General features: G+C 43.9%; 19 protein-coding genes. 8 read left to right on the top strand and 11 right to left on the bottom strand.

Annotated elements, in window-relative coordinates; genetic code table 11:
* Positions 1–33: 33 nt before the first annotated feature.
* Complete coding sequence (hda, locus tag L5L98_RS02045) at positions 34–744, bottom strand: DnaA inactivator Hda (protein WP_168823935.1); 711 nt, start codon at positions 742–744, stop codon at positions 34–36.
* A 62-nt stretch (positions 745–806) separates the two neighbouring features.
* The gene (locus tag L5L98_RS02040) at positions 807–1,898 is read right to left on the bottom strand and encodes a DUF2066 domain-containing protein (RefSeq protein ID WP_105252829.1); all 1,092 of its coding nucleotides are present in this window, start codon (positions 1,896–1,898) and stop codon (positions 807–809) included.
* A gap of 215 nt (positions 1,899–2,113) precedes the next feature.
* Here L5L98_RS02040 and L5L98_RS02035 point away from each other — a divergent pair, with 215 nt between their 5' ends.
* The gene (locus L5L98_RS02035) at positions 2,114–3,364 is read left to right on the top strand and encodes a uracil-xanthine permease family protein (RefSeq protein ID WP_028760316.1); all 1,251 of its coding nucleotides are present in this window, start codon (positions 2,114–2,116) and stop codon (positions 3,362–3,364) included.
* Between the two features lie 161 nt (positions 3,365–3,525).
* On the opposite strand, the gene grxD is transcribed toward L5L98_RS02035, so the two are convergent.
* Positions 3,526–3,858 carry a Grx4 family monothiol glutaredoxin gene (gene grxD, locus L5L98_RS02030; RefSeq protein ID WP_011846572.1) on the bottom strand — a complete coding sequence of 111 codons (333 nt, stop codon included), beginning with the start codon at positions 3,856–3,858 and terminating at the stop codon, positions 3,526–3,528.
* 225 nt (positions 3,859–4,083) lie between these two features.
* Between grxD and sodB the strand changes: the two genes are divergently transcribed.
* The 4 genes from sodB (at position 4,084) to L5L98_RS02010 (ending at position 9,760) form a co-directional block, all read left to right on the top strand.
* Complete coding sequence (sodB, locus tag L5L98_RS02025) at positions 4,084–4,668, top strand: superoxide dismutase [Fe] (RefSeq protein ID WP_028760317.1); 585 nt, start codon at positions 4,084–4,086, stop codon at positions 4,666–4,668.
* Positions 4,669–4,954: 286 nt separating this feature from the next.
* Positions 4,955–6,889, top strand: a complete 1,935-nt coding sequence (locus L5L98_RS02020) for a PrkA family serine protein kinase (RefSeq protein ID WP_131523897.1) — start codon at positions 4,955–4,957, stop codon at positions 6,887–6,889.
* Positions 6,890–6,955: 66 nt separating this feature from the next.
* On the top strand, positions 6,956–8,224 hold the full coding sequence (locus L5L98_RS02015) for a YeaH/YhbH family protein (protein ID WP_063883574.1): 1,269 nt from the start codon (positions 6,956–6,958) through the stop codon (positions 8,222–8,224).
* A gap of 9 nt (positions 8,225–8,233) precedes the next feature.
* Complete coding sequence (locus L5L98_RS02010; protein WP_198572694.1) at positions 8,234–9,760, top strand: SpoVR family protein; 1,527 nt, start codon at positions 8,234–8,236, stop codon at positions 9,758–9,760.
* 84 nt (positions 9,761–9,844) lie between these two features.
* On the opposite strand, the gene fadR is transcribed toward L5L98_RS02010, so the two are convergent.
* Entirely contained in the window at positions 9,845–10,561 is a 717-nt protein-coding gene (gene fadR, locus L5L98_RS02005) for a fatty acid metabolism transcriptional regulator FadR (RefSeq protein WP_028760321.1), read from the bottom strand.
* Between the two features lie 301 nt (positions 10,562–10,862).
* Here fadR and nhaB point away from each other — a divergent pair, with 301 nt between their 5' ends.
* The 3 genes from nhaB to L5L98_RS01990 all read left to right on the top strand — a co-directional run bounded on the left by nhaB (position 10,863) and on the right by L5L98_RS01990 (position 15,872).
* Positions 10,863–12,464: a sodium/proton antiporter NhaB gene (nhaB, locus tag L5L98_RS02000; protein WP_028760322.1), complete on the top strand. Its 1,602-nt coding sequence runs from the start codon at positions 10,863–10,865 to the stop codon at positions 12,462–12,464.
* A gap of 89 nt (positions 12,465–12,553) precedes the next feature.
* On the top strand, positions 12,554–13,081 hold the full coding sequence (gene dsbB / locus L5L98_RS01995) for a disulfide bond formation protein DsbB (protein ID WP_028760323.1): 528 nt from the start codon (positions 12,554–12,556) through the stop codon (positions 13,079–13,081).
* Between the two features lie 160 nt (positions 13,082–13,241).
* The gene (locus L5L98_RS01990) at positions 13,242–15,872 is read left to right on the top strand and encodes a PAS domain-containing protein (RefSeq protein ID WP_263138243.1); all 2,631 of its coding nucleotides are present in this window, start codon (positions 13,242–13,244) and stop codon (positions 15,870–15,872) included.
* An 11-nt stretch (positions 15,873–15,883) separates the two neighbouring features.
* Here the strand turns inward: L5L98_RS01990 and L5L98_RS01985 are convergent, their stop codons facing one another.
* The 7 genes from L5L98_RS01985 to speA all read right to left on the bottom strand — a co-directional run bounded on the left by L5L98_RS01985 (position 15,884) and on the right by speA (position 22,136).
* Positions 15,884–16,246, bottom strand: coding sequence for an STAS/SEC14 domain-containing protein (locus L5L98_RS01985; protein WP_028760325.1), 363 nt, complete (start codon positions 16,244–16,246; stop codon positions 15,884–15,886).
* 423 nt (positions 16,247–16,669) lie between these two features.
* The gene (locus tag L5L98_RS01980; protein ID WP_028760326.1) at positions 16,670–17,026 is read right to left on the bottom strand and encodes a DUF3802 family protein; all 357 of its coding nucleotides are present in this window, start codon (positions 17,024–17,026) and stop codon (positions 16,670–16,672) included.
* 176 nt (positions 17,027–17,202) lie between these two features.
* A complete protein-coding gene (locus tag L5L98_RS01975) occupies positions 17,203–17,778 on the bottom strand; it encodes a YceI family protein (protein WP_028760327.1) in 576 nt (191 codons plus the stop codon).
* Positions 17,779–17,933: 155 nt separating this feature from the next.
* On the bottom strand, positions 17,934–18,386 hold the full coding sequence (locus L5L98_RS01970; RefSeq protein WP_006081277.1) for a YaiI/YqxD family protein: 453 nt from the start codon (positions 18,384–18,386) through the stop codon (positions 17,934–17,936).
* A gap of 68 nt (positions 18,387–18,454) precedes the next feature.
* Positions 18,455–19,093, bottom strand: coding sequence for a pyridoxamine 5'-phosphate oxidase (pdxH, locus tag L5L98_RS01965; RefSeq protein ID WP_263138242.1), 639 nt, complete (start codon positions 19,091–19,093; stop codon positions 18,455–18,457).
* Between the two features lie 28 nt (positions 19,094–19,121).
* On the bottom strand, positions 19,122–20,063 hold the full coding sequence (locus L5L98_RS01960; RefSeq protein ID WP_263138443.1) for an S-adenosylmethionine decarboxylase proenzyme: 942 nt from the start codon (positions 20,061–20,063) through the stop codon (positions 19,122–19,124).
* Positions 20,064–20,222: 159 nt separating this feature from the next.
* Positions 20,223–22,136 (bottom strand): biosynthetic arginine decarboxylase, encoded by a 1,914-nt coding sequence (gene speA / locus L5L98_RS01955; protein ID WP_028760330.1) that lies wholly within the window; start codon positions 22,134–22,136, stop codon positions 20,223–20,225.
* Positions 22,137–22,263: the final 127 nt, after the last annotated feature.

The raw sequence follows: 22,263 nt of genomic DNA, 5'->3' as shown, positions 1-22,263 counted from the left end.
GTATCTTCAGAACGAACACAAGCCATGCTGTATCTAAAGGTGTAGCATCTCTTTAGCAAACGGAATCGTGAGCTTACGCTGATGCACTAATGAGGCTTTATCTAACTTATCCAATACATCAAACAAGGTACGCAAATCCCGCGCCATACGGTTCAGTAAAAAACGCCCGACATCTTCCGGTAATTGCAGGCCACGCATAGCGGCGCGGCGTTGCAGTGCGGCAAGTTTTTCATCATCTGCCATGGGTTGCAGTTGGTAATTCAACCCCCATTGCATACGTGAAACAAGATCTGGCAAGAGGAACCCAGCATCCGCAGGAGACGAGCTGCCGCTGACCACTAAGGCGCAATTCTTATTTTCTGCGACGCGATTGTAGAGATCAAAAATCGCCTCTTCCCAAACGGGGTGGCCGGCGATGGCATCGACATCATCGATACAAACCAAATCCAACTGTTCTAGGCCTTCAAGCAATGCGGTCGAAATACTCGCATGTATGCCTAAGGGAATATAAAAGCTGCGACGCTCCACTTCATTAGCGTGCGCGCAAGCAGCGTGCATTAAATGGGTTCGACCCGATTTAACTGGGCCCCACAAATAGATGGCGGCTTCACCATGCCCTTCGGCATTCGCTCTCAATTTTTGAATAAGTTCATCATTACCCGCGGCGGGGTAATAACTATTAAAGGTTTCGTCGTCTGGCAAATGCACAGGTAACGAGAGTTGCAGAGGTGAGTTTAAGGGCACTCGGTCTTCTCAATATTAAATAAAAACAATGCCGTGCTTAACTAAGCACGGCCGATAACATCTTAATGTAAACGCCATTCATACACAGGTTTGCCAGTTTGATTAGAGACAGGGCTAAATTCACCTGCACTCACAGGTGCGACCACAGAAATACGCGGCTCTAAGCTTAATAAGCGTTGTAAATCCGTCTCTGAGCCAAATAAATCTAACGAGAAAGTCACAGTATTACCTTGAATATGCGTTAACGTGGCATTTTTAATCGCGCTGAGTTGCTTCAAATATTTTTCAACTTCAACTAATTGCGCCATTTTTTGGATATTAACGAAGGTAACACTCGCACCAAGCTGAGTACCAGTATCGGCAATCGCATACTTAGTAAAATAATATTCACCTAACGCCGCCATCATAGCGGTAATCGCTTGGGCCGAATTTTCAGCAGTACCGTTGTAACTGAATAACGGTGGCGTCAAAGAGTCAATGGTAGCCTTAGTATAAAGATTTAAACGATAACGAACCTGATTCCCGGCGGCATCAATTGCCACTAGCGCCAAAAAGTCAGCTTGATAGCGGCCAGATACACTCGCTACTATGTCGGCAAACATCCCTTTAATATCGTTAGGATTTATACCCATCAACTCATCAAGATCTAAGATAGGCAGGAGTACAGGTATACCGCGGGCATAGGAAAAATCGCTAAAAATCTTACGTTCGGCTAACGCAGATGAGTCACCCAATATCATAGTGTCGCCATCACCAGGCATAGCGACCCAAAATAAGGTCAGCGGGCGTTGAGTTCCCCAAACAGGCAATTGTGCCTGACGCAGTAACGCCACTATGCGGCGGTGCTCAAAACTCGCGGTCAACAGCAATTGGCCATTTTGCTCGATATAACCATACTGGCTCAGCAAGGTATCAGGATTACTGAGCTGAGATTGGATTAGGCTGTTATCGAGGGATCGCGCAGTCCCAGTGTTCTTGATAATGACTTGCTCAAGTGCACTTTTTAAGGCTTTGTCGCGTTCAGCAACTGCGCGCGAAGACACAGGCACATTGGCCTCATCTAATTTACTCACCTCAACAGCATTGACGCTATTAATCGTGAACAGACAATATAGAAATGCAATTAAGCTCGGCTTCAATAGGAATTTCAGCATCTTTGAGTAGTTGAAGTAGCGTCAGATGAGGCAAATTGTACCATAGTTAGCGCCTTAAGCGAGTCTTGCCAAAATTTAGCCCCATTTCCGTGCCTGCCATAGCACAGAAAACCCAAACAGTGATCAACGTCGGCAAAACAGGCGATTTTCTCCTGCTCAAAATCCAACAAACTGTTATCATTTGGCGGTTTACCCTAAATTAACGAGAATAATAAATGAGACGACTCGCTATCCCCCTACAGGGCGCGCAAATGCTATTTGTGGCCTTCGGTGCCCTAGTACTAATGCCGCTACTTACAGGGCTCGACACCAGTGTGGCATTGTTTACCGCAGGTATCGGTACCCTACTCTTCCAATTGATTACTAAACGCCAAGTGCCTATCTTCCTCGCATCTTCCTTCGCCTTTATTGCCCCCATACTTTATGGCGTGCAGACTTGGGGAATTCCATCCACAATGGGCGGCATTATGGCCGCGGGCGTGGTCTACGTCATGCTCGGCGCCTTGGTTAAAGTGCGCGGTACTGACTTTATTCACAGACTATTGCCCCCAGTCGTAGTGGGACCTGTGATCATTATTATCGGCCTTGGCTTAGCCCCCGTGGCAGTGAATATGGCATTAGGCAAGAGTGGTGATGGTAGCTTGACTTTAGTCGCTACAAATACGGCGTTATTTATTTCGCTCGCATCACTTGGTACCACTATCGCGGTGGCGATTTTCGCAAAGGGCCTACTCAAAGTGATGCCGATTTTAGCAGGTATTATAGTAGGTTACAGTTTAAGCCTAGCCTTTGGTATTGTTGATTTTGCAGTCGTGACCGCTGCAAGCTGGATTGCTATTCCTAAATTTGTCGCGCCAGAATTAAACTGGTATGCCATTGCATTTATGATCCCAGTGGCAATCGCCCCTGCGGTAGAACACATAGGTGATATTCTGGCGATATCCAACGTCACGGGTAAAGATTTTATGAAAAAACCCGGCCTGCATCGCACGCTAACGGGTGACGGGATTGCCACAATTGCAGCCGCAGCCTTTGGTGGTCCACCGAACACGACTTACTCAGAAGTGACAGGTGCAGTAACCTTAACCCGAAATTTTGATCCTAAGATCATGACTTGGACTGCCATTACCGCCATCACTTTAGCCTTCGTTGGCAAACTAGGTGCGCTGATGCAAACTATTCCCGTCCCAGTGATGGGCGGTATTATGTGTTTGCTATTTGGTTCCATTGCCGCAGTTGGCCTCAACACCCTTATTCGTAATCATGTGGATTTATCTGAGCCACGTAATTTAAGTATTGTCGGTGTTACCTTAGTCTTTGGTATCGGCGGCATGGCATTTGGCATAGGTTCATTCAGTCTTACTGGTATTAGCTTGTGCGGTATTGTCGCTATTACCATGAACTTACTATTACCCGCGACTAAGCCACACAATAAACACCATGAGTCTGATGTGACGCCTCATTAATTACGGCTTGAAAACACGATCAATTTCGAAGTATATCGTTGAAAAATAACCACTTTATAAAATTGATCGTTTCTTAAGAAACCACCATAAAAAAGCCGCCGTGATATCAATCACGGCGGCTTTTTTATGAAGCAATATTTTTATGAAGTAAGAATTAACTCTTACTCTTCAGTCTTGATCTTAGCGGCAGCCGCTTTGATCAAAGGTTGTAATTCGCCTTTTTGGAACATGTCCACTACGATATCACACCCACCGATCAACTCGCCTTCAATCCACAATTGTGGGAAAGTCGGCCAGTTAGCAAACTTAGGTAATTCTGCGCGAATGTCTGGATGCTGAAGAATATCCACGAATGCAAACTGCTCGCCGCAGTTAATCATGATCTGAGCGACCTGTGACGAGAAGCCACAGCTAGGCAACTTTGGAGAACCTTTCATATAAACAATGATAGGGTTTTCCGTGATCTGTTGCTTAATTTTCTCTACTGTTTCCATTTTGATTCCTAAGTAGGATGACATTGACTCAATGCGACTATTGTACGTCAGCTAGACGCAGAACAAAATCCCACAGTTTGTAAGGTTATGTCGACATTTGATTTTTCGATGGCGTCTATCTAGTCAATTAGCTAAACAATGATTCACATCACAAATTTTATCGGTACAATAGTCCTAAGTGAGCACGTTTAAGAAACGATAACCTAAGACCATGGAGAGATACTAATGGCTTTCGAATTACCCGCATTACCATATGCAAAGAACGCACTAGAACCACACATTTCTCAAGAAACCATAGAATACCACTACGGCAAGCACCACAACACTTATGTTGTGAAGCTAAACGGCTTAATCGAAGGAACTGATTTCGCTGGCAAATCTTTAGAAGATATCATCAAGACTTCTACCGGTGGCGTATTTAACAACGCAGCTCAAGTGTGGAACCACACTTTCTACTGGAACTGCTTAGCCCCTAATGCTGGCGGCGAACCAACAGGCCCAGTTGCTGATGCAATCAATGCCGCTTTCGGTTCATTCGACGCATTCAAAGCGCAATTTACTGATTCAGCAGTAAACAATTTCGGTAGCGCTTGGACATGGTTAGTGAAAAAAGCCGATGGCACTCTTGCTATCGTTAACACTAGCAATGCAGCGACACCACTGACTGACAGCACAGTAACGCCAATCATGACAGTTGACGTGTGGGAACACGCTTACTACATCGATTACCGTAACGTGCGTCCTGACTACCTTGCCCACTTCTGGCAATTAGTTAACTGGGACTTCGTTAACCAAAACTTCGCAGGTTAATTCATTTAACCTAACGTAGTTTACTGCCGAATGAGCAGTGGGTTAATCCCAGTAAAAAGAGCCCTAGTGGCTCTTTTTTTATGCCCCTCGTTTGCCGCCCATCCCTTATCCCACCGATTTATCCTCCGCTAACTACAAGTGCAATAATTGCGTTTGCAACTATTTGTTATTGTTTTTATTTGATATTTTTTTGACACAGATAGTGAGTTTGTGTCTAAGATTAGAGTAGGAGGCTGGCTAGCCAGTTATCCGTTCCATGACATCACTGGCGTTTCAGGGGGTTTATATGGGCATTTTCGAGCATTACCAAAAGCGCTACGAACAAAAACTCGATGAAGAATATTCTTTGCAGGAGTTTCTGGACATCTGCAAGGGAGATCGCAGCGCTTACATGTCAGCATCAGAGCGACTACTGCTTGCAATTGGTGAAGCAGAAGTCATTGATACCGCAAAAAATCCAACACTTAGCCGTATTTTTTCGAATCGACTTATTTCACGCTATCCCGCATTTAAAGATTTCTTCGGCATGGAAGACGCCATAGAGCAAATTGTGGCTTACCTAAAGCACTCGGCTCAAGGATTAGAAGAATCCAAACAAATTCTATACCTACTGGGCCCAGTGGGCGGCGGTAAGTCATCGCTAGCCGAAAAACTCAAAGCCCTAATGCAAAAAGTGCCCATTTACATTCTGAGCGCGAATGGAGTCCGCAGCCCAGTCAACGATCACCCTTTCTGCCTGTTTGATGTGGAAGAAGATGGACAGCTGTTAAAAGATGAATTCAACATTCCCAACCGTTATCTGAAAACCATCATGTCGCCTTGGGCGGTAAAACGTCTGCATGAGTTTGGTGGCGATATCTCCAAATTTCGCGTGGTGAAAGTCTTTCCATCCATTCTGGACCAAGTGGCAATAGCGAAAACTGAACCCGGTGATGAAAACAACCAAGATATTTCGTCCCTTGTCGGTAAAGTCGATATTCGGCAGCTCGAACATTTCTCCCAAGATGATCCCGATGCTTACGCCTATTCAGGCGCATTGTGCCGTGCAAACCAAGGGGTGATGGAATTCGTCGAGATGTTTAAGGCACCAATTAAAGTGCTGCATCCACTACTAACTGCAACTCAGGAAGGTAACTATAACGGCACAGAAGGCTTATCGGCCTTGCCCTATAGCGGGATTATTCTGGCTCACTCAAACGAGTCCGAGTGGTCAACCTTCAAAAACAACAAAAACAACGAAGCCTTCCTCGACCGTGTTTACATAGTCAAAGTGCCATACTGTTTACGGGTCTCAGAAGAGCTGCAAATCTATCAAAAACTGCTAATCAACTCTGAGTTATCGAAAGCGCCCTGCGCTCCCGGCACCTTAGAAACCTTAGCGCAATTTAGTGTGTTGTCACGCATCAAGCCGCCTGAAAACTCCTCCATCTACTCTAAGATGCGGGTATATGACGGTGAAAGCCTGAAAGATACCGATCCTAAGGCTAAGTCTTACCAAGAATACCGTGATTACGCAGGTGTCGATGAAGGCATGAATGGACTATCCACCCGTTTCGCCTTTAAGATTTTGTCGCGGGTATTTAACTTCGACCATTCAGAGATCGCCGCCAACCCAGTACATTTATTCTATGTCCTCGAACGACAAATTGAACAAGAACAGTTCCCCGGCGATACCGCCGAACGTTATCTTGAATTCCTAAAAGGTTATTTGATCCCTAAATATGTGGAGTTTATCGGTAAAGAGATTCAAACCGCTTACTTAGAGTCTTACTCTGAATACGGCCAAAATATCTTTGACCGCTATGTCACTTACGCCGACTTTTGGATCCAAGATCAAGAATACCGTGACCCAGAAACAGGTCAGCTATTCGACCGCGCCGCCCTCAATGCTGAACTTGAAAAGATTGAGAAGCCCGCGGGGATCAGCAATCCTAAAGATTTCCGTAATGAAATCGTTAACTTTGTGCTGCGCGCCCGCGCGAACCATGAGGGTAACAATCCGCTATGGACCAGCTACGAGAAACTTCGCACAGTAATCGAGAAGAAAATGTTCTCCAACACAGAAGATTTACTGCCTGTTATTTCCTTTAACGCCAAAACGTCGAACGACGATCAACGCAAACACGATGATTTCGTCAATCGCATGATGGAGAAAGGCTATACCAAAAAACAAGTCCGACTCTTGTCTGAGTGGTATTTACGAGTTCGTAAATCTTCTTAAACTTGCGCTAACTAAGTATAGGGCTTTGGTGTTGCCAAAGCCTTCGCTGGGTTTTGGGAGGTGCGTATGGCGAACTTTATCGATAGACGGTTGAATGCGAAAGGAAAAAGCACAGTCAACCGCCAACGCTTTATCAATAGATATAAGCAACAAATTAAAAAAGCCGTCAGCGATGCAGTGACTCGTCGCAGCGTAACGGATGTAGATAAAGGCGAAAAAATCAGTATCCCAACACGGGATATCAGTGAACCTATGTTTCACCAAGGCAAAGGCGGTGTCAGGGATAGAGTGCATCCCGGTAATGACCAATTTACCCGTGGCGATAAAATTGACCGACCACCTGGTGGTTCAGGCGGCGGTTCGGGCAAAGGTGAGGCCTCAAACTCGGGTGAAGGCGACGATGACTTTGTGTTCGAAATCTCTAAGGATGAGTATCTAGAGTTATTGTTTGAGGACTTAGAACTCCCCAATCTACAAAAAAATCGCCTTAATAAACTGGTGGAATACCAAATCTACCGTGCGGGATTCACCAATGATGGCGTCCCCGCTAACATCAATATTGTCCGTTCATTACGTTCATCCCTTGCTCGTCGCATTGCGATGTCGGCCAGTAAAAAGAAACTATTAAAAGAGTTAGAACAAGAACTTGCTGAACTGGAAAATATTCCAGGTACTAAGGCGGAGTTGATTTTGGATTTAAAAGCTCAAATTGAGGAGTTAAAACAAAAGATTGCTAGAGTGCCGTTTATCGATACCTTCGATCTGCGCTTTAATAATTATGCGAAACGAGAAATCCCCTCTAGCCAAGCTGTGATGTTCTGTTTAATGGATGTGTCTGGTTCTATGGATCAGGCAACTAAAGATATGGCAAAACGCTTCTATATCTTGCTGTATCTGTTCCTCACCCGTACCTATAAAAATTTAGAAGTGGTTTACATTCGCCACCATACCCAAGCCAAAGAAGTCGATGAACACGAGTTCTTTTACTCCCAAGAAACGGGCGGCACCATAGTGTCCAGTGCATTGAAATTAATGCATGAAATTCAACAAGCCCGCTACCCAGCCGATGAGTGGAATATTTACGCAGCCCAAGCATCCGACGGTGATAACTGGGCTGACGATTCACCTACCTGTAGGCAATTGTTAGAACAAAAAATATTGCCACTGGTGCGCTACTACAGCTATATCGAAATCACCAATCGCGCCCATCAAACCCTGTGGCGCGAATATGAATCCCTGCAACAGCATTACGACAACATCGCCGTGCAGCATATACGTCAAGCCGAAGATATTTACCCTGTCTTTAGGGAGCTATTCAAGAAACAAGCGGTTTAAGGGGGCACTATGGGGATAACTAAATCAACATCTTGGACACCACTGAGCGATGGTCCCGACTGGAGCTTCGAGCTACTGCAAGACTACCTCAAGGAAATTGAGCGGGTGGCAGCGCTCTATAAACTCAGCACTTACCCAAATCAAATTGAAGTCATCACTGCTGAACAGATGATGGATGCTTATGCTGGCATAGGCATGCCCATAGGTTACACCCATTGGTCTTTCGGCAAACGTTTTATCGAAACCGAGCAAGGTTACAAACGTGGCCAAATGGGGCTCGCCTATGAAATTGTGATTAACTCTAACCCCTGCATCGCTTACTTAATGGAAGAAAACACCATCACAATGCAGGCGCTGGTGATAGCTCACGCCTGTTTCGGACATAACAGCTTTTTTAAAAACAATTACTTATTTAAGACATGGACAGATGCGAGCTCGATTATTGACTACCTTGTCTTTGCTAAAAACTACATAAGTGACTGCGAGCAAAAATACGGTGTAGAACAAGTCGAAAGCGTCATAGACTCCTGTCATGCGCTAATGAACTACGGTGTCGATCGTTATAAACGTCCCTCTGAAATCTCATTCAGGGAAGAACAAGCAAGACAAAAGGATCGCGAGGCTTACCTTCAAAGCCAAGTAAATGATTTATGGCGCACGATTCCGACCCATCAACATGAGCAGTCTCAATCGAAAAAACGTCGTTTCCCCGCCGAACCGCAGGAAAATATTTTATATTTCATCGAGAAAAACGCTCCTTTGCTTGAACCATGGCAAAGGGAAATAATCCGTATTGTGCGTAAAATGGCGCAATATTTTTATCCGCAAAAACAAACTCAAGTCATGAATGAAGGCTGGGCAACCTTCTGGCATTACACTATCTTGAATCACTTGTACGACGATGGCGTGGTCACTGACCGCTTCATGATCGAGTTTTTGCAAAGTCATACAGGCGTTGTGGCCCAACCCGATTACAACAGTCGTTATTACAGTGGCATCAACCCATACGCCTTAGGTTTTGCCATGTTCACCGATATTCGGCGTATTTGTGAAAATCCAACCGATGAAGATAAAGCTTGGTTTCCCGACATTGCTGGCAGCGATTGGATTGAAACCTTACACTTTGCGATGCAAAACTTTAAAGATGAAAGTTTTATTAGCCAATATCTCTCACCTAAAGTTATCCGCCAATTTAAATTGTTTGGTATCCATGATGATGAGAAACGCAATTATCTTTCGGTATCCGCGATCCACGATGAACGGGGCTATCAAGATATTCGCCAGTTACTATCACAACAATATAACCTGTCTAATATTGAGCCAAATATCCAAGTACATAATGTGGAAATCAACGGTGATCGATCCTTAACCTTACATTATGTGCCAAATAACGATATTCCCTTAGCCAATAGCCATAAAGAAGTATTAAAGCATTTACATCGATTATGGGGTTTCACTGTCACCTTAGAGCAAAAAAATGCAGATGCGAGTATTAGCGTCTTAGCATCCTGCCCTGAAGCCAATAAACCAGAATAATAAGCACAATAAAAAGGCCGTTTCCAATTGAAACGGCCTTTTTGTTTATTTAGCGCTATCTTAACGCAATATCACTCACAGAGATTAATGATCTTGAGCAATAGAAGCTGGCATATCTTCGCGTAATTGTAACCACATCTTACCGCTATTCATGCCATAGGTACGCATTAGCGCAGAGACATCGAGGTAATTTTTCGCCTGAGCCAACAGTTCTAATTCTTTGTAAAAGTTCAATGCTAATAAACGCGCATCTGAGCTGGTAAAGTAATAACGACCAACTCGACTATACAAACCTTTAAATCCGTTTAATATCAAAACGTAAAGTGGATTTCCAGACGAAAACGCTAAGGTGTGATGCAGTAAGTAGTCAAATTCAGCATAGGATTCAGCCGTATCTTCAAGCTGGTGAATCTTTGCAAGTACCTCCACAGCGGTATCCGGGTTATAACGCAAAGCACCGCGAAAATAGATAGCACTGACGTTCGTTCTAGCTGACAAGAGTTGGTCAACCAATACCGGAAAACCCTCGGGATTCAAATCAGCAATAGTCTCAAGGATGTTTAAGCCTGAAGTTTCCCAAAAGTTGTTAACCCGTGTTGGTTTGCCATGCTGAATTTTCAACCAACCGTCACGCGCCAAGCGCTGTAGCACCTCACGCAGAGTGGTGCGAGTCACACCAATCAATTCTGAAAGCTCACGTTCAGCCGGTAAAATGGACCCTGGAGGAAATTTGTTTTCCCAAATTGATCTCACAATATACTTCTCTGCAAAACTTGCAGGTCCTTTGGCATTGATAATCATCAGCCCACTTATCCAGTTGTTGTGCGTCGTAATGGTCACTGATCATACCAGAGCGGTAAAAAATGGAAACCATTCACTTAAAATCACTGTGTTATCGCCGTGTAAATGTCACAGAATCGTTCAAAAAAACGACCAAGGTCAATACAGGATGGGCCAATTTTGCCGCTTAGCTCCGCTTTTTGAAATGTCGGTATCAGTAACTCATTACATTAGCTTTCTCTTTAGGCTAGACTCATTTAACTAACGCAGGTATTGATAATAATCACGTGCAATTTTTAACATAATTAGAAGAGAGGCTGCCATGCCGGCGACAATGAGTCAGGCGTTTATTGGGAACTTCTTAGGAAATTCTCCTAAGTGGTACAAAACCGCAATACTGTCATTTTTAATTATCAATCCAATACTCTTTTTCTATGTCGACCCCTTTGTGGCTGGTTGGGTATTGGTGCTTGAATTTATTTTTACCTTAGCAATGGCATTAAAATGCTATCCATTACAGCCCGGCGGATTATTGGCAATTGAAGCCGTCGCGATCGGAATGACATCGGCAAGCCAAGTCTTACATGAAATAGAAGCCAACCTCGAAGTATTATTACTCTTGGTATTTATGGTCGCTGGTATATATTTCATGAAGCAATTGCTGCTATTTGGCTTCACGAAAATCATTACTAAAGTGCGCTCTAAAATTTTAGTGTCATTAATGTTTTGTTTGGCTTCAGCCTTTTTATCAGCCTTCTTAGATGCGTTAACGGTTATTGCCGTCATTATCGCGGTCGCTGTGGGTTTCTATTCTATTTACCACAAGGTCGCTTCTGGAAAAGATTTCGGCGCCGATCACGATCATACCTCTGAAGGTAAAAATGATGATGGTGAAGATCAGTTAAACGAAGAAGAACTCAGTGCATTCCGTGGTTTCCTACGTAATCTGTTAATGCATGCGGGTGTGGGTACTGCGCTGGGCGGCGTGTGTACTATGGTGGGTGAACCACAAAACCTTATTATCGCCGCGCAAGCAAATTGGCAATTTGGTGAATTCGCCGTGCGTATGTCACCCGTTACTGTTCCTGTATTAATCTCGGGTATCTTAACTTGTTACTTAGTTGAAAAATTTGGCATTTTTGGTTATGGCGCTAAGTTGCCAACGGCCGTTCATCGGATCTTATGTGAATATGCCGCCCATGAAGATGCGCGCCGTACCAATAAAGACAACATGAAGTTAATCGTCCAAGCCTTAGTGGGTGTCTGGTTGATCGCTGGACTTGCATTGCACTTGGCCTCAGTGGGCTTAATTGGTCTTTCTGTGATTATTTTAACCACAGCCTTTAACGGCGTTACCGATGAGCATGCCCTCGGTAAAGCTTTCGAAGAAGCACTGCCTTTTACCGCGTTATTAGCTGTCTTCTTTGCGGTTGTTGGCGTGATTATCGACCAGCACTTATTCGCACCAGTGATCCAATGGGCACTGAGTTATCAAGGCAATACTCAGTTGGTGATTTTCTACATCGCCAACGGATTGCTGTCTATGGTGAGTGATAACGTGTTCGTCGGCACTGTGTACATTAACGAAGTGAAAGCGGCATTGATTAACGGTCAAATCAGCCGTGATCAATTCGACTTGCTGGCCGTTGCGATTAATACTGGAACTAACTTACCTTCGGTTGCCACGCCCAATGGTCAAGCGGCGTTCTTGTTCCTACTAACCTCAGCCCTAGCGCCACTTATCCGCTTATCCTATGGCAGAATGGTATGGATGGCATTACCTTACACTATCGTGCTGTCTATTGTAGGTGTCATGGCGATTCAAACGGGTTTCTTAGAACAAGCCACCCAATATTTCTATGATTCCCAGATAATCATCCATCACAGCGCTAGTGAAGTTTTAGAGCCGATGACTGGACATTAATCTTCTTTATTGACTGAACTTTATTTAATAAGTAGAGTCCAAAAAACGCCCCATGTCTGAGGGCGTTTTTTGTTGATATGGAGCTCACTTTGACTGTAATGACTCGCTTTGCCCATTCCCGTTCATCTTGGTTTATTCTCGCAGGCACAGCCCTTGGGTTAGAAGCAGCCGCCCTGTATTTTCAATATGTCATGAAACTGGAACCCTGTGTCATGTGTATTTACCAAAGACTCGCTATTTTTGGTTTATTGGCAGCAGGCCTCATTGGCATGACAGCCCCAAAATATCGAATAGTAAGGATCTTAGCTGCCGTGCTCTGGGCCATCAGTGCAACTTGGGGATTAAAACTAGCTTTATCGCTCGTAGATATGCAAGCCAACCCATCCCCTTTTTCAACCTGCTCATTCTTACCTGAATTTCCAGCTTGGATGCCATTACACGAATGGTTCCCTGCCGTTATGATGCCTACTGGCATGTGTACTGATGTACCTTGGGTCTTTATGGGTGTAACGATGCCCGAATGGATGGTAGTTGCCTTCAGTGGCTTCTTAGTCGCTTGGTTACTCTTTATTGTGCCTGTCCTAAGTGGTTCAAATAAACCGTCTCTTTATAAATAACAAGTTTGAGATAAGGCAGGCATAAAACCTGCCTTTTTATTGACGATTGTATTCCACTTATCCCATTCAATCCTCGCAACTTAAACATATGCCAATAGCAAAACAGTGAGAAAGCGCTACACTGGCTCAATGAAAAGTGGTGATTTGGAAACTGGGGATTATGGGAAAAAGTTCGACATCTGAGCCACGCACGCCATTAACCCAATGGCAAAACAGTTTGCCATTCAAATTTAGCCTTATTCAGCTCGTCATTGCCGCTATTTTGATTTGTAGTACAGCTTGGGTCATGCTGAGCATTCAACGCCAACAAGTTCTTGATCAGCAAGCCGTGTTAAACCAAAACTATGGCCAGTTGATTATCGCCAAACTGCAAGAAATGACTTCACAGGTTGAAACCGTAGTCGACTCTATTTCCAGTATTGCCAAACTTTACCGCTATGATCATGAGCAACTGGTGAAAACCATTCCCACGTTGCTGAAACTCGATAGTCAACAACGCATCATCTCTGGCGGTGGCGTCTGGCCGGAACCCGGCGCGTTTAATCAGCAAAAATTTCGAGATAGCCTGTTTTGGGCACACAATGTAAACGATGAATTAGTCGCCATTGATTCCTATAACAAAGACACATTCCCAAGCTACCACACCGAAGAATGGTATCGCCCGACGCGCTATTTTCCTGCTGGTAAAATTTTCTGGTCAAAATCTTATTTCGATCCGACAACCCATGAGTCAATGATCACAGCCTCAGGCGCTATGTGGATGGACCATCAGTTTATTGGTGCCGCCACTGTGGATATCAGTTTAGAAAAGCTCAATGTGCTATTACGCAATACTATGATTAATGTCAGAGGCTATGTCATAGCCTTAGATCATCAAAACCAAGTACTCGCCTATCCAGATGCCAATAACGATCTTAAGCATCAAACCAATACCAATCATTCTTTCGTCACCTTCAATCATCTCACCAGCCAACAGCCAGATTTCAGCCCCGTCGAAGTCGCATTACAGAGTGCAGATAAAGCCTTTATAGAAGCGGCGATTGCCGAGCGCGTTTTTACCCAAGAACAGATGCAGCATCTAACGAGACTAAGTCATCAAAATGAGCGTGACATGTTAGCGGCCATCGTAAATAACAATGCCTTAAATCATTTTACTGTCCCGAAATTACTGACGTCGGTAACTTTGACCCATGATCCAATCCTTAAAACGGCATCTCTCGTTTCGGTATTTCTCATGCCAAATACCTATTGGAAGGTACTTGTCGTCACCCCAATTTCACCGCTGCAGGATACCGCTAAACATTTAATCGAAAAGGTCGGCGTTTATTTAGTCTGTATTCAACTATTAGGCTTAATTCTATTATTCTTACTCCAGCACCGACTATTTATCACCCCCATTATTGAAATCGTCCAAGCCTTAAAACGTAATGATTCCGCCTCTATCGAACTCAAAGCCAATAACAGCCATGACGAAATTGGCTTATTGGCAAAAACATTCCTATCGCGTACTCGACAACTTGAAGTGGCAATGGCGAGCTTAGATGCGAGTAACCTGGCACTAGAACAGCAATTGCAGAGCCAAAATCTGTTTCAACTGGAGTTAAAGCGCCATAAAGAACAATTGAGGGCTTTGCTTAAATTTTCTCAAAATCTCATCTATATCAAAGATCTTCACGGTAAATATATTCTAGTCAATGACAAATATTGTGAAATCTTAGGTATAGAACGCAGATGCATTATTGGCACCTCTGATTTTGAGATATTTCCCAGCCAATTTGCCCACGAGTATCAACAAAATGATCGACGCGTTCTGCATAATCATGAAGCCATAAACTTCGAAGAAGCTATTCCATCGCCCCTAGGCAATCTTATTTATATCGTGACTAAATTTAAGATCAAAGATGATGACGATACCGTTATTGCAGTCGGTGCTATCGCCTTTGATATCACCTTACAAAAAATTAAAGAGCAAGAACAAGAAAAGTTACTTTTAGGGCAAGTCGAGGCGCTTAATCACCTACAAGAACAAGTTCGCCTCAGTAATCAACATAACCATGAACTCTATCTGCTCCAAGACAAATCAACCCAATTGCTTGAGAAACATCATCAACTCAATCTCAGTCGTGAACAAAGCCAACAGCTAATGCAAAATTTTCTAGCTGAAATGATGACGCAAATTATGCATGAGCAAGATCAGCTACTCGCCAAAGTGTGCCAACTTCAGCCAATAGATAATGCTAACGACCAAAATCAGATCACCGAAATCATGGTGACTCAGGCAGATAAATTGCGACATATTGCCCAGTTATTAACGAATTATCAAAATGACATTCGGCCACTGCATCTCGCACAATTTATGCGCCATCTCTTAGGGTTGCTAAAGGTACAATTAGCTAAAACAAATGTGGAAATAGCGTTAAATTGTGAAGAAAATATCATCATTGATGGCCCTTCATGGCAATATTTGCAGCTGTTTTATCGTCTAATCACCAACACGTTGAATCATGCATTTAAAGCTCACAATGAACAGCGTGAAATAACCATTAATATCGACAAGTCGAGCGAAGAGTTACACATCAGTATTATCGATAATGGGATAGGTATGACAGAGCCGCAACTCGCACAGTTACGGCAAGAACTAGCGCAAGAACTCTGCCTTGGAACGCTGACCTGTATAAATCTGTGGCTTAAAAATGATCTCAATGGCAGCCTTAGCATCAGTAGCCACTTGAACCAAGGCACACACATTCAATGTCGTTGGCCACTGAGTACAGATTTAGAACCGCAATAAACAAAGGTGCGTTATTGATCTAACCATGCCTTGGCTTGGCTATGTTCATCGGCGGTAAATACCTTTACCGGACATGGCAGCATGCAGGCTAGTGCATTAACCATAGCATTTGTTTGAGTGGCATTGGCAATCATCACGACCCTTGAAAAATCACTTAAATGAAATAAACCTAATACCGCATCATCCCACAGGGCCCCAACGGATATACCTTCAAATTCAGGGGAAAACTCGTACCAAAGGCGAATGCTGGCGTGGTCTTGCAGCTTGGCTTCTATGGCGGGAACCAAATAGCCTTCAACATCCCCATGGTTAACACGGCCAGATGCGACCACTGCCAATATATCATCAGCATGACCCGAAGAAATCGTTAGCATTGAACACTCCTTATCAATACATGAAGGGAAAAATAGTTAAAGCTCATACACTAAAGATACACAGACAATGACATAAATGCGGGAAAGATGGGCTTTTTATTTTAAGCTAACACCATTTTATACATACACATCAGCAATGCAAATGACGCCAAAAGGAGCGAATCCACAGCGATAACTCGCATAACCCAGTAACAAAACTTAGTCGCAGAACTCGATGAAAAATGGTGACCATACGAAATAACATGAGGTGAAGCAAAGAGAAGATATTTACCTCACACTCAAGGCTGCTACTGCTCGAGGTTAACAATAAGTGTGAGGAAACACATGGTACTCAAACGATGGTGATTTACGCTGCTAAAAAATAGTATTAGTCATGACTTACCTAAAATCATGCATTAATAAATAATCTAATTGCTATTCTGACTAAGCACTCACTTGAAGTTTAGCGATTTCTTGATCGAACAAATTCTTAATCAAACTAGAAAACTCAGTAATAAATAAAGTCTGTGCGGGAGTCGCTTTATGGTTGGCAACTGAAGCTAAAATCTCTTCTAAATCATACACAATTGCATCCACTTCACGGATAATCACATTACGTTGCGTAAAAGACAACGATGGATTTTGGCCACACACCATAATGATCTGTGCCGACAATTGCTCTTCAAATAATTCCATCACAGTATCGTCTGAAACTACCTCTGAACCTGGTGTTTCAAATAAGCCAAGATGTTCAGTTAAATACTGGACCAAATGCATGTAACCATCTTTATCTGTGACCATTTTTTACCCTTTAAACTCATTAACTTAATATCTATTGTGATGCTATTAATAGCACATCAGAAAATATCAAAGAAGCCAAAAGCTCAGCTTCTTATCAAGATCTCGCATACGCCACTTATTTAACTCTAGCCTATCTTCGATAACAGACGTATTGATCTATACCAATCTTATTGAAGTTACTGAGTTAAGGTTAGTACAAATGACACAGGAACAGCTTGACTAATGCTCGATAAACCCGCAATTTCACGTAATTTATCAATCCCAGCCACAAGATCAAACTCATTGGCATTAACAATTACCGGTTGAAAACTGTTCACTAAAAGTTTGTTATCAGAAACTTTAGTGATAATCACCGAAAAAGCCTTAGTTTGCGATTTGCCGTGTAACGCAATTTTTCCATCAATATCAAAAACTTTACTCTCACCGACGCCAAGATTTTTTAGTATCTTAGGGTCTACTTGTGATGACAGTTTCAGCTCTGGATACAAAGACACTTCAAATAACAAATTTTGCATCCGCTCATCGCGGACATCAATACCCGTTGCCACACCGATTAGTGGAATTGTTAATTCAAATTGACCGTTATCTTTTAGCGTACCTTTGAGTTGTTTAAAGTGATGGACTTCACCTATATCACCTTTCTTTACCGAAATAAAACTGACTCGCGAATCTTGTTCCATCACTTGCCATTGCGCGGCACAGCTAAAACTGGCCATAGCAGATAAGGCGACAATTCCCATCCATTTTTTCATCGTATCCGTCCTTAAATAGTGAGTTTAAAAGCCATGTCGTAAAGAAAATCGACATCCGCAACAGGCTAAAATCCTGCCCAGTTAAACGTGATCAACATCACCTAACTTAAGCTAAAGATACTCTGTTTATCCATTAGCGACCAGTAAACTATGATTCATACGCGCACTAACCATTTATCTAAGCTATTGGCAAAAGCCTGTTTATCTGCTTGAGAAAACGAATCAGGCCCGCCGGTGTGCACGCCAGAACCGCGCAAATCCTCCATAAAATCGCGCATCGTCAGCTTTTGTTTTATGTTATCGACGGTATAAAGCTCGCCACGGGGATTGAGCGCCAAGGCGCCCTTTTCAATGATTAAAGCCGCTAAGGGAATATCCGCGGTGATCACTAAATGCGTCGGTTCCACATGATCGACAATATATTGATCGGCCACATCAAATCCCGCACCGACTCGAATTTGGCTGATATAGGGAGATGGCGGTACGCGGATCATTTGATTAGCCACCAGCACCAGCGGCAGGGCTTTGCGCTCCGCCGCCCGAAACAGGATTTCTTTGATAGGATTAGGGCATGCATCCGCATCAACCCAAATTTTATAATCACTCAATGTATTTTAACTCTGTTGTTAGGTTCACGAGCTCAGTTTTATGCCGAGCTATCGAACTATGCACCGTACTAAGGCGCTAAACGATCGATTTCCCACTCTGTATCATGGCGAGAATAAATAAAACGATCATGCAGCCTATGTTCTCCACCCTGCCAAAATTCGATACTCGAAGGTCTCACTAAGTAACCGCCCCAAAAACTGGGTAAAGGCACATCGCCCTTAGCGAACTTAGCTTTCATTTCGAAGAATTTGCCTTCAAGTACTTGTCTAGCGCTGAGTTTACTCGACTGCTGCGATACCCAAGCCGCAATTTGGCTGTCCTTAGGACGGGTCATAAAGTATTTAAGCACTTCAGCGGTGGACAGTGCCTGCGCTTCTCCAAGCACTGATACTTGACGCTCTAGAGGATGCCAAGGGAAATGCAAACTGACTTTATTATTAGCAGCAATTTGCTGTGCTTTGCGGCTGCCAAGGTTAGTAAAAAATACGAAACCTGTGTCATCAAAACGCTTAAGTAATACTATACGTTGAAAAGGTTGGCCGTGCTCATCCACCGTCGCCACACACATGGCGGTGGGATCGCTAAGCTCTGCATCCCTCGCCTGCGTCATCCACAGTTCAAACAAATCCATCGGGTTTTGCGGTAAATCGGCACGTCTTAAGCCGCCTTTGGCATACTCGCGGCGGATATCACTGAGATCTGTCATAGGGTTTCCTTAAGCAAACACCAAAAATTCACATGAGTTCAGGGATCAGCACTTCAGCCTGAAGCTGCTGATAGTGGCTAAAACCAATGTCATAACCTTGCTCGGTCGTTAATGAACACCGCCCTAAGCATAAATGGGCAGGAAATCCCTGCGTTGAGTCGTCGGTATTAAAGCGGATTGTGTCCCAACTGACAGGAGCAAACAAGGTTAATAGACGCGCTAATAGATCTTGCGGATACTGCGCTAAATCCAGATTCGTTTCAAAGCTCACATAGGAGCTAGCGCACGCATTCTCGCTTTGAGGCGTAATATGCAAAGTAACATAATATTTGCCCCAGAGACCGTTCATCGAAAAGCCTGACGGATCAAATAAATGGGCGTCAATCTCAAATTCAGGGAGTAAATCGTTAAGTTCGAGTGCAGTGCAAATCTCATCTTTACTCTGCGAGCCGCCATTAAGATAGTCGGCAAATTCGCCACGAATGTGGTACATCAACAGTTCACTGGTTTGATCATCCTTTGGTGCTCGATAATCACTGTCAGAGCAAAAAAAATAGTGATGATGGCTGTCGAGATGACCCACTCGAAAGGCTTTACCGGTGATACGTTGGCGCAGTTTGCCAATATCCTCGGCAAAGCTCGTGGTTTGCAGATGAGCTTGGTATTCGTTTTTACGCTGATAACTCACCAATGCCATGGCAGGCACGCCAAGCGCGCCGATAAAGTAACAAGCGGCGTCCACTAAGGTACTGTTACCACAGGTGAGCATGACAAATCTGTCGTGCCATACAAACAAGCTGGATTCACTCAACAGATAGGCATCACAGTCCGCATTACTTAACTGCGACAGTATCTCGGCGTGGGCACAGTTGACTAAGGCAGACCAAAAACTCACATCGAGTTCTCGTAAATTCGGCGTAGACGCCGTCACGATAATCTCGAGTTTTTTTTCTGAACCTTCGAAAAACATCAACCCTTTGACCTCATGATCGTCACTCATCCTTTACTTGATCCTAGAACAACGCGATTTTACACGACTAAAACGGCAATAAAAGCGAAAAATCTGTCCTTATAAAAACAAAAATCAGCCGAGGTTACCCAAGGCTGATTTATTTTAACACGCTAGAAATTAAGAAAAATCTTCTAAATAGGTATAGCCTTTCAGCCCTAGTTGCAATTCTTCTAAAATTTGTGCGCGTTCACCTTCGGCGATATGCAGATTCACTAACTCTTCATAAGTGCGCATAAAGGCCACCGCATCTAAGTTAACGTAACGCAATACGTCAGCAACCGTGTCACCCGCCAATACAGATTCGATGTTAGTCACACCATTATCTTCGATGCGAACCACTGCTGAGTTTGTATCACCAAACAGGTTATGCATATCACCCAAGATTTCTTGGTATGCACCCACAAGGAAAAAACCAATCAGGTATGGGCTATCCGCACTCCATGCTGGCACTGGCAGCGTGGTTTCAATCCCTTGACCATCAACGTATTGATCGACAATACCGTCAGAGTCGCAGGTGATATCGAGCATGACAGCACGGCGTTCAGGGGCTTTATCTAGGCCCGATAACGGCAATACTGGGAACACTTGGTCAATACCCCAAGCATCCGGTAATGACTGGAATAATGAGAAGTTAACAAAGAACTTATCGGCTAACTTTTCATTGAGTTCATCAATGATAGGTCTGTGATAACGGTTTTTCGCACTCAATAGCCCTTGCACTTCATGACACACGCGCAGGTTAGCTTGCTCAGCCCACGCACGCTCCGCTAAGGTCAATTGACCTAAAGCGAATAGCGAATGCGCTTCTTGTAAGTCACTTTGGCTATCGTGGTAAATCTCAATCAAAGCACGTTGATCGGCGCGGCCGCTGATCTCAGACCATGAATGCCACATGTTATGCAATAACTGTGGTGAATCTTCCGCTGGCGGTTGAATATCTTCAGGCTGATAAGCTTCAGTACCGATAACATCGGTGATAAGCACTGCATGGTGCGCCGTTAAGTAACGACCCGATTCTGAAATAATACGTGGCATAGGTTGCTCGTATTCATTACAGATGTCAGTCAATACGTTAACTATGTTGTTGGCGTATTCGGTCAGGCCATAGTTCATCGAGTTATTACTTTGGCTACGAGTGCCATCGTAATCCACCGCTAAACCACCACCGACGTCAAAGCAGTTAACGCTTGCGCCTAATTCACGTAATTCACAGTAGAAACGACCCGCTTCACTCACACCTTGGCGAATATCACGGATATTAGCGATTTGCGAACCTAAGTGGAAATGCAGCAATTGCAGCGAATCCAGCATATCGTGTTGCTTAAGTTGCTCTACAACCAGCAAAATTTGCGCAGCAGATAAACCGAACTTAGATTTTTCACCGCCGCTCGCCTGCCACTTGCCTTTGCCTTGGAACGCTAAACGTGCACGTAGACCTAAACGCGGTGTCACACCCAGACGTTTAGATTCAGCTAACACCATTTTCAGTTCAGACAGTTTTTCTAAAACGATGTAAACCTTGTGACCTAACTTTTCACCAATCAATGCTAAACGGATATATTCATTATCTTTATAACCATTACATACAATGACTGAACTGGCTTTTTGCGCCATGGCTAACACAGCCATCAGCTCAGGCTTACTGCCCGCTTCTAAACCCAGTTGTGGTACTTCTTTTGATGCCTGACTCGCCAGGATCTCTTCCACCACAGTTTGCTGTTGGTTTACTTTAATCGGGTAAACCAACAAATAGTCCGCCTGATACTCGTACTTCTGTATCGCTTGGTCGAATGCTTGGCACAAACTGTTCACTCTGTGGTGCAGGATCTGCGGAAAACGAACTAGTACAGGTAAAGCGACTCCCGCCTTAACCATGTCTTTGGCTAGCTCATTTAAGCCAATCTTGTAATCAGGATTTTTGGGGTCCGGTGACACAGTCACCTCACCTTGATCGCTAATCCCATAAAAACCTTGGCTCCAGTGAGTAACATTGTACCCAGCACGAGCATCATCAATAGACCAATCATTCATTATTATTTAGCCCGTCTATTAAAAAATGGGTTAAACGGTTATGGCTTAATAGCACAACCGCCCGTTCGACAAACCCAGGCAAAGGGACACCTTACCTGACATACACGAAGGTAGATTTTACCTTCTC

It is taken from the genome of Shewanella sp. SM23 (genome assembly GCF_025654295.1).
In the GTDB taxonomy this organism is placed as follows: Bacteria; Pseudomonadota; Gammaproteobacteria; order Enterobacterales; family Shewanellaceae; genus Shewanella; species Shewanella oncorhynchi.
This window is presented reverse-complemented; position numbering and strand designations above follow the sequence as displayed.

Excerpts from the sequence above, each read along its gene's own strand:
- L5L98_RS02015 (WP_063883574.1), top strand. The coding sequence starts at position 6,956 with ATGGCGAACTTTATCGATAGACGGTTGAATGCGAAAGGAAAAAGCACA.
- L5L98_RS01960 (WP_263138443.1), bottom strand. The coding sequence starts at position 20,063 with ATGTTTTTCGAAGGTTCAGAAAAAAAACTCGAGATTATCGTGACGGCG.
- fadR (WP_028760321.1), bottom strand. The coding sequence starts at position 10,561 with ATGATTATCAATGCCAAAGGACCTGCAAGTTTTGCAGAGAAGTATATT.
- pdxH (WP_263138242.1), bottom strand. The coding sequence starts at position 19,093 with ATGACAGATCTCAGTGATATCCGCCGCGAGTATGCCAAAGGCGGCTTA.
- sodB (WP_028760317.1), top strand. The coding sequence starts at position 4,084 with ATGGCTTTCGAATTACCCGCATTACCATATGCAAAGAACGCACTAGAA.
- L5L98_RS02010 (WP_198572694.1), top strand. The coding sequence starts at position 8,234 with ATGGGGATAACTAAATCAACATCTTGGACACCACTGAGCGATGGTCCC.
- L5L98_RS01990 (WP_263138243.1), top strand. The coding sequence starts at position 13,242 with ATGGGAAAAAGTTCGACATCTGAGCCACGCACGCCATTAACCCAATGG.
- L5L98_RS02040 (WP_105252829.1), bottom strand. The coding sequence starts at position 1,898 with ATGCTGAAATTCCTATTGAAGCCGAGCTTAATTGCATTTCTATATTGT.
- speA (WP_028760330.1), bottom strand. The coding sequence starts at position 22,136 with ATGAATGATTGGTCTATTGATGATGCTCGTGCTGGGTACAATGTTACT.
- L5L98_RS01980 (WP_028760326.1), bottom strand. The coding sequence starts at position 17,026 with ATGGTCACAGATAAAGATGGTTACATGCATTTGGTCCAGTATTTAACT.
- nhaB (WP_028760322.1), top strand. The coding sequence starts at position 10,863 with ATGCCGGCGACAATGAGTCAGGCGTTTATTGGGAACTTCTTAGGAAAT.
- L5L98_RS02020 (WP_131523897.1), top strand. The coding sequence starts at position 4,955 with ATGGGCATTTTCGAGCATTACCAAAAGCGCTACGAACAAAAACTCGAT.
- grxD (WP_011846572.1), bottom strand. The coding sequence starts at position 3,858 with ATGGAAACAGTAGAGAAAATTAAGCAACAGATCACGGAAAACCCTATC.
- L5L98_RS02035 (WP_028760316.1), top strand. The coding sequence starts at position 2,114 with ATGAGACGACTCGCTATCCCCCTACAGGGCGCGCAAATGCTATTTGTG.
- L5L98_RS01975 (WP_028760327.1), bottom strand. The coding sequence starts at position 17,778 with ATGAAAAAATGGATGGGAATTGTCGCCTTATCTGCTATGGCCAGTTTT.
- L5L98_RS01985 (WP_028760325.1), bottom strand. The coding sequence starts at position 16,246 with ATGCTAACGATTTCTTCGGGTCATGCTGATGATATATTGGCAGTGGTC.